Consider the following 13,604-nt stretch of genomic DNA (forward strand, 5'->3'; position numbering starts at 1 on the left):
ATTTGCCAGATGCGCCGATTTGCCACAGCTTGCGGGCGCTTTATAAATTCTGCTAAAGACCCGTCCGACACACCTGCCCGGCCTCGTTTTTAGCGACGCCGGGTATTTTTTTGCCGAGGTTTGTCCTCGGCGACAGCAGCTCCCCAGGGGGCTGCGGCGGTTGCAAGCGGTGGAACGTGAGGGCTTACCCGTTCCAACTATGTCGTTCATCGCCACACCCCAGTCCATGCATTTCCCGGAGGTGCTCCCGCTGCAAAGCGGCGCGTCCATCCGCGACTACCACCTGGCCTACGAGACCTACGGCACGCTCAATGCCGACCGCTCCAACGCCGTGCTCGTGTGCCATGCCCTCAACGCCTCGCACCACGTGGCGGGCGTGTACGCCGGGCAGGACAAGAGCGAAGGCTGGTGGGACAACATGATCGGCCCCGGCAAGCCCGTGGACACCGACCGCTTCTTTGTCATTGGCGTCAACAACCTGGGCTCCTGCTTCGGCTCCACCGGCCCCATGCACCCGCACCCGGACACGGGCGAGGTCTACGGCGCGGACTTTCCGGTGGTCACGGTGGAAGACTGGGTCAACGCCCAGGCCCGCCTGCTCGATCGTCTGGGCATCACGCAACTCGCTGCTGTGCTGGGCGGCAGCCTGGGCGGCATGCAGGCGCTCAGCTGGACGCTGCAGTACCCCGAGCGCATGCGCCACGCCGTGGTGGTGGCCAGCGCGCCCAACCTCACGGCCGAGAACATCGCCTTCAACGAAGTCGCCCGCCGCGCCATCGTGACCGACCCGGACTTTCACGGCGGTCACTTCTACCGCCACGGCGTGATCCCCAAGCGGGGCCTGCGCATCGCCCGCATGATCGGCCACATCACGTACCTCAGCGACGACGTGATGAACGAAAAATTCGGCCGGCAGTTGCGCGAAGGCATCGACCTGAAATACAGCACCCAGGACATCGAGTTCCAGATCGAAAGCTACCTGCGCTACCAGGGCGACAAGTTCAGCGACTACTTCGACGCCAACACCTACTTGCTGATCACCCGCGCGCTCGACTACTTCGACCCCGCCCGCGCGCATGCCGGCAACCTCACACGCGCCCTGGCCCGGGCGCAGGCCAAGTTCCTGCTCGTGAGCTTCACCACCGACTGGCGCTTTTCGCCCCAGCGCAGCCGCGAGATCGTCAAGGCCCTGCTCGACAACCGCCGCAGCGTGAGCTACGCCGAGATCGACGCACCGCACGGGCATGATGCCTTTTTGCTGGATGACGCCCGCTACATGGGCGTGATGCGCTCTTACTTCGATAGCATTGCCAAGGAGTTGCAAGCATGACGGACAAAGCGGCAATGCAAGCCCTGGCGCGCTTGGTGCCCCCCGGCTCGCGCGTGCTCGACCTGGGCTGTGGCAACGGCGCCATGCTCGACTACCTGCAGCGCGAGCGCGGCTGCAGCGGCTACGGCGTGGAGATCGACGACGCCAATGTGCTGGCCTGCGTGCAGCGCGGGGTGGATGTGATCCAGCTCAACCTCGACGAGGGGCTGGCCATGTTTGGCGACAACAGCTTTGACGTGGTGCTGCAGATCGACACGCTTCAGCACCTGCGCAATGCCGAAACCATGCTGCGCGAGACGGCGCGTGTGGGCCGCACCGGCGTGGTGGCCTTCCCCAACTTTGCGCACTGGCCCAACCGCCTGTCCATCCTGCGCGGGCGCATGCCCGTGACGCGGCGCCTGCCCTACCAGTGGTACGACACGCCCAACATCCGCGTGGGCACGTACAAGGACTTCGAGGTGCTGGCCACCAAGAACAGCCTGCGCATCCTGGACTCCTTTGGGCTGCAGGATGGGCAAGAGGTGCGCTGGCTCCCCAACGCGCGCGCGGGAACGGCCGTCTTTCACTTCGAACACGCATAGCCCTTGTGGGTGTGTGCGCCCTGGCGACACGCCGCTGTCAACGGCATCGGCTAAGGTGCGGGCTCCGTTTGTAGGAGACCCGCATGAAACGCATTGCACTGCGCGCCGTGACCGCTGCCGCGCTGCTCACCACCTGGGCGCTGGGCGCCGTGGCCCAGGCATGGCCACCCACCCCCACCGTGATTGCCCACCGGGGCGCTTCGGCCCTGCGGCCCGAGCACACGCTGGCCGCGTACCAGAAGGCCATTGACGACGGCGCCGACATCATCGAGCCCGACCTGGTGATCACCAAGGACGGCGTGCTGGTGGCCCGGCACGAGAACGCCATCGCCATCCTGAACGCCGACGGCTCGGTGAAGGAAGCCACCACCGACGTGGTGGACCGCCCCGAGTTCGCAGGCCGTAAAACCACCAAGACCATCGACGGCCAGGCCATCACCGGCTGGTTTACCGAAGACTTCACGCTGGCCGAGCTGAAAACCCTGCGTGCCCGCGAGCGCATCCCCGCGCAGCGCCCGGCCAACGTGGCCTACAACGGCCAGTTCGAGGTGCCCACCTTGCAGGAAGTGATTGACCTGGCCAAGGCCCAGAGCGCGAAGACGGGCAGGACCATCGGCATCTACCCCGAGACCAAACACCCCACCTACTTCCAGTCCATCGGCCTGCCGCTGGAGGCACCGCTGCTGGCCGCGCTGGAGAAAAACGGCTGGAACCACAAAGACGCGCCCGTGTTCGTGCAGTCGTTCGAGGTCAGCAACCTGCAGGCGATCCGCAAGCTCAGCAGCGTGCGCCTGGTGCAGCTGGTCGCGCCATCCGGCCGGCCTTATGACTTTGTGGCCCAGGGCGCGGCCAACACGCGCGGCTATGCCGACCTGATCACGCCCGAGGGCCTGAAGCAAGTGGCCACCTACGCCAACGCCATCGGTCCGTTCAAGACCCTGGTGGTGCCGGTGAAGGATGGCGTGCCGGGTGAGCCCACGCCCCTGGTCGCTCAGGCCCACGCCGCCGGGTTGGCGGTGCACATCTGGACGCTGCGGCCCGAAAACGCCTTCCTGCCCGCCGGGCTGAAGAAGGCGCCCGCCACCGATGGCACCGTTCGTGGCGACAGCGTGGCCGAGATCACGGCCTACCTGCGTGCGGGCATCGACGGCTTCTTCACCGACGACTCGGCGGTAGGTCGTGCGGCCGTGTTGGCGGCGGGAAGCCGGGCCAAGTAGACAGAGGTGGGGGCGCCGCGCGGGGCGCTCAAGCCCGCGCTGGCTCCCTCCCAGCTGTGCCGCGCATCTCATTGCACCATCTTTACTATTGTTTTGATAGCTGCTCGGGCATGATCGACTAGCGCTACCGGCCTGTAGCGCATTGAATCTGCCCCCGACAGGCCTCGAGCGGGGGCCTGCGGGCTGCGGCGCGATAAGCTGGCAGGGTTTCGACTGTCGTCTCGTTGACCCATGCCCCAGTTCGCCGCCCACCTGAGCCTGATGTACCCCGAGCTGCCCTTGCTCGACCGTTTTGCGGCGGCAGCGCGCGACGGCTTTCGGGCGGTGGAGCTGCACTTTCCCTACGCTGTCGACCTCCGCGAGATCGCTGTCCGGCTGCAGGACAACGGCCTGCAGCTGGTGCTGTTCAATGCCCCCGCGGGCGGGTTCGCGCCCGCCGACATGGCCCACGCCTGGGACCAGGGCGCACGCGGCCTGGCCGCGCAGCCGGGGCGGGAGGCGGAGTTTCGCGCCGGCGTGCTGGAGGCCCTGCGGTATGCCGAACGGCTGGGCTGCCCCCGCATCAATGTGCTGTGCGGCACCGTTCCGCCCGGCGTGGAGCGTGAATCGCTCAAGGCCCTGTGCGTGGACAACCTGCGCTGGGCGGCAGACCAGGCGGGCCGCGCGGGGTGCGACATCCTCATCGAGCCCACCAACCTGCGTGATGTGCCGCGCTATTTCTTGAACCGGCAGGACCACGCGCACGAGCTGCTCGATGCGGCCCAGGTGCCCCACCTGAAGGTGCTGATGGACCTGTACCACTGCCAGCTGGTGGAGGGGGACCTTCACGGCAAGCTGCAGCGCTACCTGCCCACGGGCCGCGTGGCCCACATCCAGGCGGCGGGTGTGCCTGCGCGCAATGAGCCCGACCGGGGCGAGCTGCACTACCCGTTCCTGTTCGACGCTATCGATGCCCTGGGCTACACGGGCTGGGTGGGTTGCGAATACAGCCCGTCGGCAGGGACATCGCAGGGGCTTGGCTGGCGGGACCTTGCCCTGCGCAACGGCCCCCAGCACCCGGCTTAAATCGTTTCGCGGGCCGACTCCAGTACGCGCGAATGCGTAAGGGAATGCGTGAATAAATGTAACAAGGTGCTGGGCTTAGAGTGAAAGCAGACCGGCCCAGTCGGCTTTTGCATTCCTTGGCGCATTGCTTTGCGCATCCCAATTCAGGAGACACCCCGCATGCCCGCATCCCTTGCCAACAACCGATCCGTCGCGCGCCAGGTCACGTTGACCGCCATTGCGCTGGTGGCCCTGGTGCTGGTGCTGGTGGGGCTGGCGATTGCCGTGCTGACCGAGCGCAGCACCCGCGCGCAGGTGGTGGCGAGCGTGGGGGATACGGCGCAGAGCGTGGCGCAGTCGCTGGACGCGGCCGACAACACCAACCGCGAGCTGGTGCAGCTGACCATGAAGGGCTTCCAGCGCTACTTCGAGGCCACCATGCAGCTCGACGAAGCCTCGGGCGAGCTGCGCAGCTACGGCGCGCTGGTGAACGAGGACTACGGCTCGGTCGACAAATTCGCCAGCGAGACCGGCGGCATTGCCACGGTGTTCGCCAAGAAGGGCGATGACTTTGTGCGCATCACCACCTCGGTCAAGAACGACAAGGGCGAGCGCCAGATGGGCACACCGCTCGGCAGCACCGACCCGGCCTACGCTACGGTGTCCAAGGGCGAGCCCTACACCGGCGTCACGGTGGTGAACGGCAAGCCCTTCATGGGCCACTACCTGCCCGCCAAGGACGCCTCGGGCAAGGTCATTGCACTGCTGTTCATCGGCAACGACATCAGCGTTTTCCACACCATGCTGCAAAAGCAAGTGGCGCAGACCAAGTTCTTCGAACACGGCGGCACATATGTGATCAACCCCGGCACCTCGCTGGACCAGGCCGTGTTTGTGTACCACCCCACAGCGCGCGGCAAGCGCGTGCTGGAGGCCTATCCGCAGGCGCGCCCGTTTTTTGAAGCGCTGGCCGCATCGCAAGACGGCTTTGTGCGCGAGGCCGCAGACGTGCTGGGTACCGGCGCCGAGAACCCCTGGGCGCTGGTGCGCAAGACCGGTGGCGGCTGGTGGGTGGTGGCGGAGGTGGCCGATGGCGAGGCCATGGCCAGCCAGCGGCGCGTCACGCTGGCCGTGTGGGGCCTGATGGCCGTGGCCGTGGTGCTGCTGGCCATCGGCCTGTTCGTCATGCTGCGCCGGGGGGTGAGCCGCCCGCTGCAGGACCTGACCCAGGCCATCACGCTGGTCGCGCAGGGCGACCTCACCGAGGCCTTCCACACCACGCGGCGCGACGAGATCGGTGCGCTGGTGCAGGAGGTGGAGGGCATGCGCCAGCGCTACACACAGATGCTGCAGCAGGTGCGCAATGCGGTGGACAGCATCACCACCGCCAGTGCCGAGATCGCCAGTGGCAACCAGGACCTGTCGGCCCGCACCGAGGCCACGGCCAGCAGCCTGGCGCAGACCGCACAGAGCATGGAGCACCTGACCTCCACCGTGCGCCAGTCGGCCGACGCTGCCCGCCAGGCCAACCAGCTGGCCAGCACCGCTGCCGAGGTCGCCGCGCGCGGCGGCCAGGTGGTGGGCGAGGTGGTCACCACCATGGGCGACATCAACCAGAGCTCGCGCAAGATCGCCGACATCATCGGCGTGATCGATTCGATTGCGTTCCAGACCAACATCCTCGCGCTCAACGCGGCCGTGGAAGCCGCCCGCGCGGGTGAACAGGGCCGGGGTTTTGCCGTGGTGGCCAGCGAGGTGCGCAACCTCGCCGGGCGCAGCGCCGAGGCGGCGCGCGAGATCAAGGCGCTCATCGGCGCCTCGGTGGAGCGGGTGGAATCGGGCGCGCGCCTGGTGCAGAACGCGGGCAGCACCATGGACGAGATCGTGGGCTCGGTCAAACGGGTGGGCGACATCATTGGCGAGATCACCGCCGCATCGACCGAGCAGTCCGACGGCATCGGCCAGGTCAACACCGCCGTCAACCAACTGGACCAGATGACCCAGCAGAACGCTGCGCTCGTGGAGCAGTCGGCCGCCGCCGCCCAGAGCCTGCGCGAGCAGGCCACCCGCCTGGCGGGCGCGGTGCAGGTGTTCAAGCTCTCGCGCGGCGATGGCGCAGCCACCCAGGGCGGCCTGGGCTACGCCCCCCGCACGGCCCTGGCTGCGCCCATGGCGCAAACCGGAGACGGCGAAGGGCAGCACGCGCCCGGCAGCGGCGCCCGGGCGCCCGCCCAGCTGCAATAGGGCGCACCACCGGAGCGGGTGGTCATCCGGTGGTTTGCGGCCTGCAGTCCTTGGTTTATGCTGGCCTGATTCCTGTCACTCCCCCGCCCACCTGCATCCATGGCCGCCCACGTCCCCACCATGCTGGCAATGATCATTGCCAGCTCTCTCATGATGGCGGCCTCCATGGCCGTGGTGGGCTGGGGCCGGCGGCGCGACGGCCTGGGCCGCTGGGCGGCGGCCCTGCTGGTCAATGCCATCGGCCACCTGCTGATCATGCTGCGCGGCCTGATCCCTGATGTGTTGTCCATCGTGGTCGGCAACCTGATGCTGTCCAGCGTTTTCGTGGGCCTGATTGCGGCGGTCTACCAGTTCCAGGGGCGGCCCGTGCGCTGGGCCCTGCTGCTGGCACCGCCGCTGCTGGTGCTGGTCTTTGTCTCGGTGTTCATCGACAACTTTCCGGCGCGGGTGAGTTTTGTGGGCCTGGTCATCGGGCTGCAGGCCGTGTGGGCGCTGCTGGCGGCGCTGTCGCACCGGCACGCCACCGTGGGGCGTGGGCAGTGGCTGCTGGTGGCGGGTCTGTCGCTGGAGGCCGTGGTGCTGGGGGGGCGTGCGCTGGTGGCCATCAGCACCCATTCCGAGGCCACCAACATCCTGCAAAGCAGTGCGCTGCAGACGCTGACTTTTCTGGCCACCTTCTCGGTGGTACTCGTCAGCTCGGTGGGTTTTGTGTTCATGTCGCGCGACCGGGCCGACGAAAACAACCGCGTGCTGGCCGCGCTGGACCCGCTCACCGGCGTGGCCAACCGCCGCTCGCTGATCGCCGCGCTGGACCGCGACGTGGCCCGCGCCCAGCGCATGCGCGAGCCCATGGCCCTGATGATGGTGGACATCGACCACTTCAAGGACGTGAACGACCAGTACGGCCACCCGGCGGGGGACCGCGTGCTGTGCAGCGTGGTCAACGTGCTGCGCCAGCGCGTGCGTGCGCAGGACCTGGTGGGCCGCTACGGGGGCGAAGAGTTCATGGTGCTGCTGCCCGACACCGGCCTCACGGGCGCCGAGCAGCTGGCGCGCGAGCTGTGCAAGGCGGTCGAGGAGTCCCGCTGCCCAGCCGATGGCGTGCCCGGCCCCGGCATTGCCGTCACGGTGAGCATTGGCGTGTTTGGCGGGCGGCTGGAGTCGGGCGACAGCTGGGACATGCTGATCGCCGCTGCCGACCGCGCGCTGTACCAGGCCAAGAACAACGGCCGCAACCGCGTCGAGGTGGCCACGGGCCTGCGCCGCCCCAGCGCCCAGCTGGCGGCCCAGGCCAATCCCGAGACCCTGCCCGAGTCTCTGTATTGATCGATGGCGCCCGGCGGGGGGTTGTGTTGGAATGGCGGATTGATCACCTTCTGCCTTCAGGAGCCCCACCATGAACGCCCGAGTGCCCTCCCAAGTCCTTCAGCCTGAGCTTGCCCTGCAGCGTGTCAGCCAGGCCTGGGACAGTGACATTGTTCGCCAGCTCACCGACTACATCGCCATCCCTGCCAAGTCCCCCACGTTCGCTGCCGACTGGGCCGAGCTGGGCCTGCTCGACACCGTGGTGCGCAACGCCGCCGCCTGGGTGGAGTCGCAAAAGGTCGAGGGCCTGACGCTCGAAATCGTGCGCCTGGAAGGCCGCACCCCGGTGCTGTTCTTCGAGATCGCCGCCACCCAGCCCAATGCCACCGACACCGTGCTCATGTACGGCCACCTGGACAAGCAACCCGAGTTCTCTGGCTGGCGCAGCGACCTGGGCCCCTGGACGCCCAAGTACGAAGACGGCAAGCTCTATGGCCGGGGCGGCGCCGATGACGGCTACGCGGTCTACGCCAGCATCGCTGCCGTGCAAGAGTTGAAGCGCCAGAACGTGCCGCACCCGCGCATCGTGGGCCTGATTGAAACCTGCGAAGAAAGCGGCTCGCGCGACCTGCTGCCTTACATCGATGCGCTGAAGCCCCGCATGGGCAACGTGGCGCTGGTCGTGTGCCTGGACTCTGGCGCCGGCAACTACGACCAGCTGTGGCTCACCACCAGCCTGCGCGGCATGGCCAGCGGCACGCTCAAGGTCGAGATCCTCACCGAAGGCATCCACTCCGGCGATGCCTCGGGCCTGGTGCCCTCGTCGTTCCGCATCATGCGGCAGGTGCTGGACCGGCTGGAAGACAGCGCCACCGGCCGCCTGCTGCCCGCCAGTTTCCACTGCGAAGTGCCCGCCGACCGGCTGGCCCAGGCGCGCGCCACGGCGGCCATCCTGGGCGAAGAGGTGTACAAGCGCTTCCCCTGGGCGCACTACGACTGCGGCGGCTCCACCGTGTTCGCCCTGCCCACCACCACCGACCCGGTGCAGGCCCTGCTCAAGCGCACCTGGGAGCCCACGCTCAGCGTCACCGGTGCCGAGGGCTTCCCGGCGCTGCAGGACGCGGGCAATGTGCTGCGCCCCTACACCGCCTTCAAGCTCAGCCTGCGCCTGCCCCCGCTGGTGGACGCCGCCCAGGCCGTGCAGGACCTGAAGGCGCTGCTGGAAGACAACGCGCCCTACCAGGCCAAGGTCACCTTCCAGAGCGGCGGCGGCGCCACGGGCTGGAACGCACCGGCCACCACGCCCTGGTTTGAGCAGGCGCTCAACGAAGCCTCGCAGGCGCATTTTGGCGCGCCCTGCGGCTACATCGGCCAGGGCGGCACCATCCCGCTCATGAACATGCTGAGCGAAGGCTTTCCCACCGCGCAGATGATGGTCTGTGGCGTGTTGGGCCCCAAGAGCAACGCGCACGGTCCCAACGAGTTTCTGCACGTGCCTTATGCCAAGCGCCTCACTGCCTCCGTGGCACATGTGATGGCGGCCATGGCCCAAAGCTCGGGTACAACCCCCTGAGTCGCTGCGCGCCTTCCCCCTTCTCTCGAAATCGCTGCGCGACTTCGGGAAGGGGGACGATGCCCTCACTGCGGGGCGGCCCTTGCTCGGCATCCCCGGTATTGCGCCCCGCCTGATCCGCGTTCTGTTCCCTAGTCCGTGCCAGCCCTTTCACCATGACCCTCAACGACGAAGAACTTGCGCCCTCCACCCTGACCACCTTCACCGCCAGCGATGGCGAGAACCTGGCCGTGCAGGACTGGCCCTTGCCGCAGGGCGAGCCCTGCCGGGGGACGGTGTTGCTGGTGCACGGCCTGGGCGAGCATGTGGGCCGCTATGACGCGCTGGCCCGCCGCCTCAACGACTGGGGGTTTGCGGTGCGGGGCTATGACCAATACGGCCATGGCGAATCGGCCGGGCCGCGCGGCGGGCTCACGTCGGACATGCGCCTGCTGGACGATCTGGCGGACCTGGTGGACGCCACCCGCGCCCGCATGCCTGCGGGCCAGCCCCTGGTGCTACTGGGCCACAGCATGGGCGGCTTGGTGGCCTCGCGGTTTGTGTCCCTGCACCTGCGGCCGGTGGATGCGCTGGTGCTGTCCTCCCCCGCACTCGATGCCGGCCTGGGCGCCGTGCAAAAGCTGCTGCTGGCCACGCTGCCGCGCATCGCGCCCAACCTGCGCGTGGGCAATGGGCTGGACGCGCAGTACCTTTCGCATGACAGCGCCGTGGTGGCGGCCTACCTGGCCGATCCGCTGTGCCACGACCGCATCAGCGCGCGCCTGGCCCGCTTCATTGCCGACGGCGGCCCCGCCACCGTGGCCCGCGCTGCGCACTGGAGTGTGCCCACGCTGCTGATGTGGGCGGGCAGCGACAAGCTGGTCAACCCCGCAGGCAGCCGTGCGTTTGCGGCCGCCGCACCCAAGGCCGTAGTGCATTCGCACTGCTTCGAGCCCCTGTTCCACGAGCTGTTCAACGAAACCCCCGAGCTGGCGAAGCCGGTGTTCGACCTGCTGCGGCAGTGGCTGGTGCGGCGCTGTCCCGTGGCGGCCTAGGGGCGTACGGGCCGTTTTTTGGATAAAAGGCCTTCAAGCGCTAGTGCATCATGCGTCAGTAGCTATCATTTTTGAACTGGCGGAAATAGCGCCGGTGGTGCAGACCGGCGCTACCGCCTGTGGTGGGCCACCGTGCCGTAGACGCCCAGTGCGTACACCACCACCAGCACCGCGGCCATCAGCAGGCTGCCGCTGGTACAGGTGTCCAGGCTGTCCAGAAAATCACTCCAGCCGGGTTCGTCACGCATCTCCAGGTCATTCCACACCCACAGCACCTTGGCGGCGGTGAAGTACACGAACATGAGCACGGCGGCGATGCGGCTGCGGCGGTAGATGCCCCACGCCAGCACCCCGCAGATACCTACGTCCAGCCACATCCACGGGGTGAACGTCACCCCGTTGGAACCCAGTGCGGCACCGGTCGTGTTGGCTGCGGTGAGTGCAAACGTCACCAGGGCAGCCCCCCAGGCCCAGCGAATGCAGTGTTGTGCGGCGCGGCTGGGGGTTGAGGGTTGGGGGCCGGGTGTCACAGCCAGCCGTTGTCGCCCAGCATGACCTTCTTGTAGTAGTCGCGGTTCGCCATCATGGCAAACAGGGCGACCCATGCGCCGGTGTAGTGCATCCGGCTCAGCAGGTGCCCAAAGCCCGCCACCGTCACCAGCGTTTCCAGCACCAGGATGCCCGCAATGCCCAGCCCCCAGTACGCCAGCCCCTTTTTCCACATGCCCTTGGCGATGTAATAGAACGGGCCGAACAGGCCCGCCAGCAGGTTGAAGGTGCATGCCATGCGCTCAAAGAAGCTCAGTTCCTTGAGCTTGGTGAGCTTGAGTCCCCCCGCCCGCTCTATCAGCGCAAATCGTTTTTGCCAGACTTTGGGCAAGTCGGTGGGCACCGCCGTGGGGGTGCCACTGGCTGCGGCGGATGCCGCTTGGGGCGTTGCAAATGGAGTGCCTTCGTTCATGCTCAAGATTCCCTCGGTCGTGTGCTGTTGTGTGCGCCGCAGTGCTTGCCGATGGGCCCGCCTTGCACGGCGCCCGCGATGCTAGGGGCACACCCGTGGGAATCTTTGTGAGCAGTCCTCTGAGTTTTTTGCAGCGGTAACGCACTGGCCCCACCGAGAGCGCAGGGTGGTGATGAAAATGGCCGATGGCGCTCTCAAATCAAGCGCTGGCAGCTATCATTTTTGAAGCAATCCACCCAGCATCCCCAGCAGGTCGCTGGCATTGCCAAAGCCGCCATGGGGCGCCTGGCCCTGGGGGCTCAGGTGGTCGACCAGGCCCGGCAACACCTGGGCCAGCTGCCCGGCGGCTGCACCGGGGGCCACACCCAGTTGAGCAGCCACCTGCGACAGGGGGCCGCTGCCCAGCACCTGCGACAGCTGCTCGCCCGAGATCGCCTGATTAGGCCCGGCGCTCAGCCACGACGCAATCACGTTGCCCAGCCCGGCTTGCTGGAACTTGGCCATCAGCCCCGGCAGGCCGCCCACCGGGCCGTCGTTGCTGAGGAGGGACATGACGGCCTGCACCAGCTGCGGGTTTTGTGCAGCCAGGCTGATCAGCCCTCCCAGGCCGCCACCGGCCCCACCCGCCGCAGCGGCGCCACTGCCGCCTTGCGACGCATTGTTGATGACGGCACCCAGAACGGAATCGAGCAAACCCATGGTGTTCTCCTGCAGAGGAATGAAGGGTGGCAGTGCGCCAGCCCGGACGGAACCACCCATGGTACGCACCTCGGCGGCGCCTTCGTGTCAACAATCGTGAACGGGGGGCGCCGCTGTGGTGCCGTGCGACTACTTGGTGCGGGGTGGGCGCTTTTCCAGCAGCGGCGCACTCACGCCCTGCACGCCCACCAGCCCCAGCACCGTGACCAGCGAGGTCTGCGCGCCCTTCCATGCCTCCGTCAGGTCGATCCATTCAGACAGCGCGTGGAACCCTCCTGTCTTGCCGCCGCCCCCGATCACGATGGCGGGGATGCCCAGCGCCATGGGCACGTTGGCATCGGTGCTGGCACCGGCCAGCACCGTCTTGCGACCAAAGGCCGTGTTGGCGCGCACGGCGGCCTCGACGATCAGTGTGTCGGCGGCGGTGCGGCCACCGGGCCGGTCGCCGATGAGCTTGGTCGATGCGCTCAGCGTGTTCACGCCCCAGCGTGCGTTCTCTTCGGTCACGGCGCTGTCCACGGCGGCCAGCACCTGCTTTTCGGTGGCCAGCAGCGGGGCCATTTCGTCGGAGCGGATGTCCACCGCCATGCGCGCATCGGGTGCGATGGTGTTGACGGACGTGCCGCCGCCCACAGTGCCCACGGTGAAGGTGGTCTTGGGGCTCTTGGGCGTGCGGATCTCCGCGATCTTGGCAATGGCGCGGCCCATGCCGTGGATGGCGCTGGGCACCTCGCCAAACGCGGCGTAGCTGTGACCGCCCGGGCCCTTGAAGGTCACCTCGTGGCGGTGGCTGCCTGTGCCCAGCACCAGCACCGTGCCATCAGGCGCGGGCTCCAGCGCCACCATGCCGTCAATGTCCAGGTGTTCCTTGAACAGGTGCTTCATGCCGCGCAGGTTGCCCAGCTCTTCCTCGCCCACATTGCCCACGAACACCAAGTCGCCCACGGTGGCGATCTTCTGGTCGTTCAGCACCTTGAGCCACGACAGCAGCACGGCCAGGCCGCGCGTGTTGTCGGAGATGCCGGGCGCATACAGCTTGCCGTCGCGCTCCTTCACCTTCACGTCGGTGCCGGAGGGGAACACGGTGTCCAGGTGGGCCGAGATGACCAGCTTGGGCCCGTTGCCCGTGCCCTTGCGCACCCCCACCACATTGCCTTCGGCGTCAATGGCGGCATTGGTCAGGCCCAGGGCCTGGAGCCGGGCCAGGAAGGCTTCGGCACGCTTTTGTTCCTTGAACGGCGGCGCCTCGATCTCGGTGAGCATGCGCAGGTCTTCGGTGGCGCGGTCGTGGTCGGCCTTCACGGCGTCGAGCAGCTGCAGGATCTGGGGTGCGGCCATCAGCTGGCCATAGGCCTTGTCGACGGCGGGGCGCAGCACCGTGGGCGTGGGCGCCACGGCGCCGAACTGCGCGTGGGCGGCGCCGGGCAGCCAGGCGGCGGTGGCAAGGGCCATGGCACCCGCAAGGGCCGTGGCACGGAAGGTGCGAAGAGGAAGGGTCATGGTGATCAGCGAAACACAAACAGAATGAAAAGCGGGAGCGCGGCCCGTCCAGCGCTGCAGCAGGCACCCCGGAAGGGCTGGATGGCCATGCAATTGTTGGACCGAACCCCGCCCCT

General features: G+C 67.6%; 12 protein-coding genes. 8 read left to right on the plus strand and 4 right to left on the minus strand.

The window, feature by feature from the left end; translation table 11 throughout:
- Positions 1 to 199: 199 nt before the first annotated feature.
- The 8 genes from metX (at position 200) to ACODSM_RS01215 (ending at position 10,328) form a co-directional block, all read left to right on the plus strand.
- Positions 200 to 1,330: a homoserine O-succinyltransferase MetX gene (gene metX, locus ACODSM_RS01180; RefSeq protein ID WP_488804059.1), complete on the plus strand. Its 1,131-nt coding sequence runs from the start codon at positions 200 to 202 to the stop codon at positions 1,328 to 1,330.
- On the plus strand, positions 1,327 to 1,911 hold the full coding sequence (gene metW / locus ACODSM_RS01185) for a methionine biosynthesis protein MetW (RefSeq protein WP_488804060.1): 585 nt from the start codon (positions 1,327 to 1,329) through the stop codon (positions 1,909 to 1,911). The genes metX and metW overlap by 4 nt, the downstream gene beginning before the upstream one ends.
- 83 nt (positions 1,912 to 1,994) lie before the next feature.
- Positions 1,995 to 3,128, plus strand: a complete 1,134-nt coding sequence (locus ACODSM_RS01190; protein ID WP_488804061.1) for a glycerophosphodiester phosphodiesterase — start codon at positions 1,995 to 1,997, stop codon at positions 3,126 to 3,128.
- A 231-nt stretch (positions 3,129 to 3,359) separates the two neighbouring features.
- The gene (locus ACODSM_RS01195) at positions 3,360 to 4,193 is read left to right on the plus strand and encodes a hydroxypyruvate isomerase family protein (RefSeq protein WP_488804062.1); all 834 of its coding nucleotides are present in this window, start codon (positions 3,360 to 3,362) and stop codon (positions 4,191 to 4,193) included.
- A 159-nt stretch (positions 4,194 to 4,352) separates the two neighbouring features.
- Complete coding sequence (locus ACODSM_RS01200) at positions 4,353 to 6,416, plus strand: methyl-accepting chemotaxis protein (RefSeq protein WP_488804063.1); 2,064 nt, start codon at positions 4,353 to 4,355, stop codon at positions 6,414 to 6,416.
- Between the two features lie 99 nt (positions 6,417 to 6,515).
- A complete protein-coding gene (locus tag ACODSM_RS01205) occupies positions 6,516 to 7,742 on the plus strand; it encodes a GGDEF domain-containing protein (RefSeq protein ID WP_488804064.1) in 1,227 nt (408 codons plus the stop codon).
- A 70-nt stretch (positions 7,743 to 7,812) separates the two neighbouring features.
- The gene (locus tag ACODSM_RS01210; protein ID WP_488804065.1) at positions 7,813 to 9,294 is read left to right on the plus strand and encodes a M20 family metallopeptidase; all 1,482 of its coding nucleotides are present in this window, start codon (positions 7,813 to 7,815) and stop codon (positions 9,292 to 9,294) included.
- Positions 9,295 to 9,449: 155 nt separating this feature from the next.
- Positions 9,450 to 10,328 carry an alpha/beta hydrolase gene (locus ACODSM_RS01215; protein WP_488804066.1) on the plus strand — a complete coding sequence of 293 codons (879 nt, stop codon included), beginning with the start codon at positions 9,450 to 9,452 and terminating at the stop codon, positions 10,326 to 10,328.
- A 110-nt stretch (positions 10,329 to 10,438) separates the two neighbouring features.
- Here ACODSM_RS01215 and ACODSM_RS01220 read toward each other — a convergent pair whose 3' ends face one another.
- The 4 genes from ACODSM_RS01220 to ACODSM_RS01235 form a co-directional block, all read right to left on the minus strand.
- Complete coding sequence (locus ACODSM_RS01220) at positions 10,439 to 10,780, minus strand: hypothetical protein (RefSeq protein WP_488804067.1); 342 nt, start codon at positions 10,778 to 10,780, stop codon at positions 10,439 to 10,441.
- Positions 10,781 to 10,854: 74 nt separating this feature from the next.
- Positions 10,855 to 11,289, minus strand: a complete 435-nt coding sequence (locus ACODSM_RS01225) for a DUF2628 domain-containing protein (protein ID WP_422848217.1) — start codon at positions 11,287 to 11,289, stop codon at positions 10,855 to 10,857.
- 216 nt (positions 11,290 to 11,505) lie between these two features.
- Positions 11,506 to 11,988, minus strand: coding sequence for a YidB family protein (locus ACODSM_RS01230; RefSeq protein WP_488804068.1), 483 nt, complete (start codon positions 11,986 to 11,988; stop codon positions 11,506 to 11,508).
- A 129-nt stretch (positions 11,989 to 12,117) separates the two neighbouring features.
- A complete protein-coding gene (locus ACODSM_RS01235; protein ID WP_488804069.1) occupies positions 12,118 to 13,488 on the minus strand; it encodes a M20/M25/M40 family metallo-hydrolase in 1,371 nt (456 codons plus the stop codon).
- Between the last annotated feature and the right edge of the window lie 116 nt (positions 13,489 to 13,604).

It is taken from the genome of Acidovorax sp. FG42 (assembly GCF_057809195.1).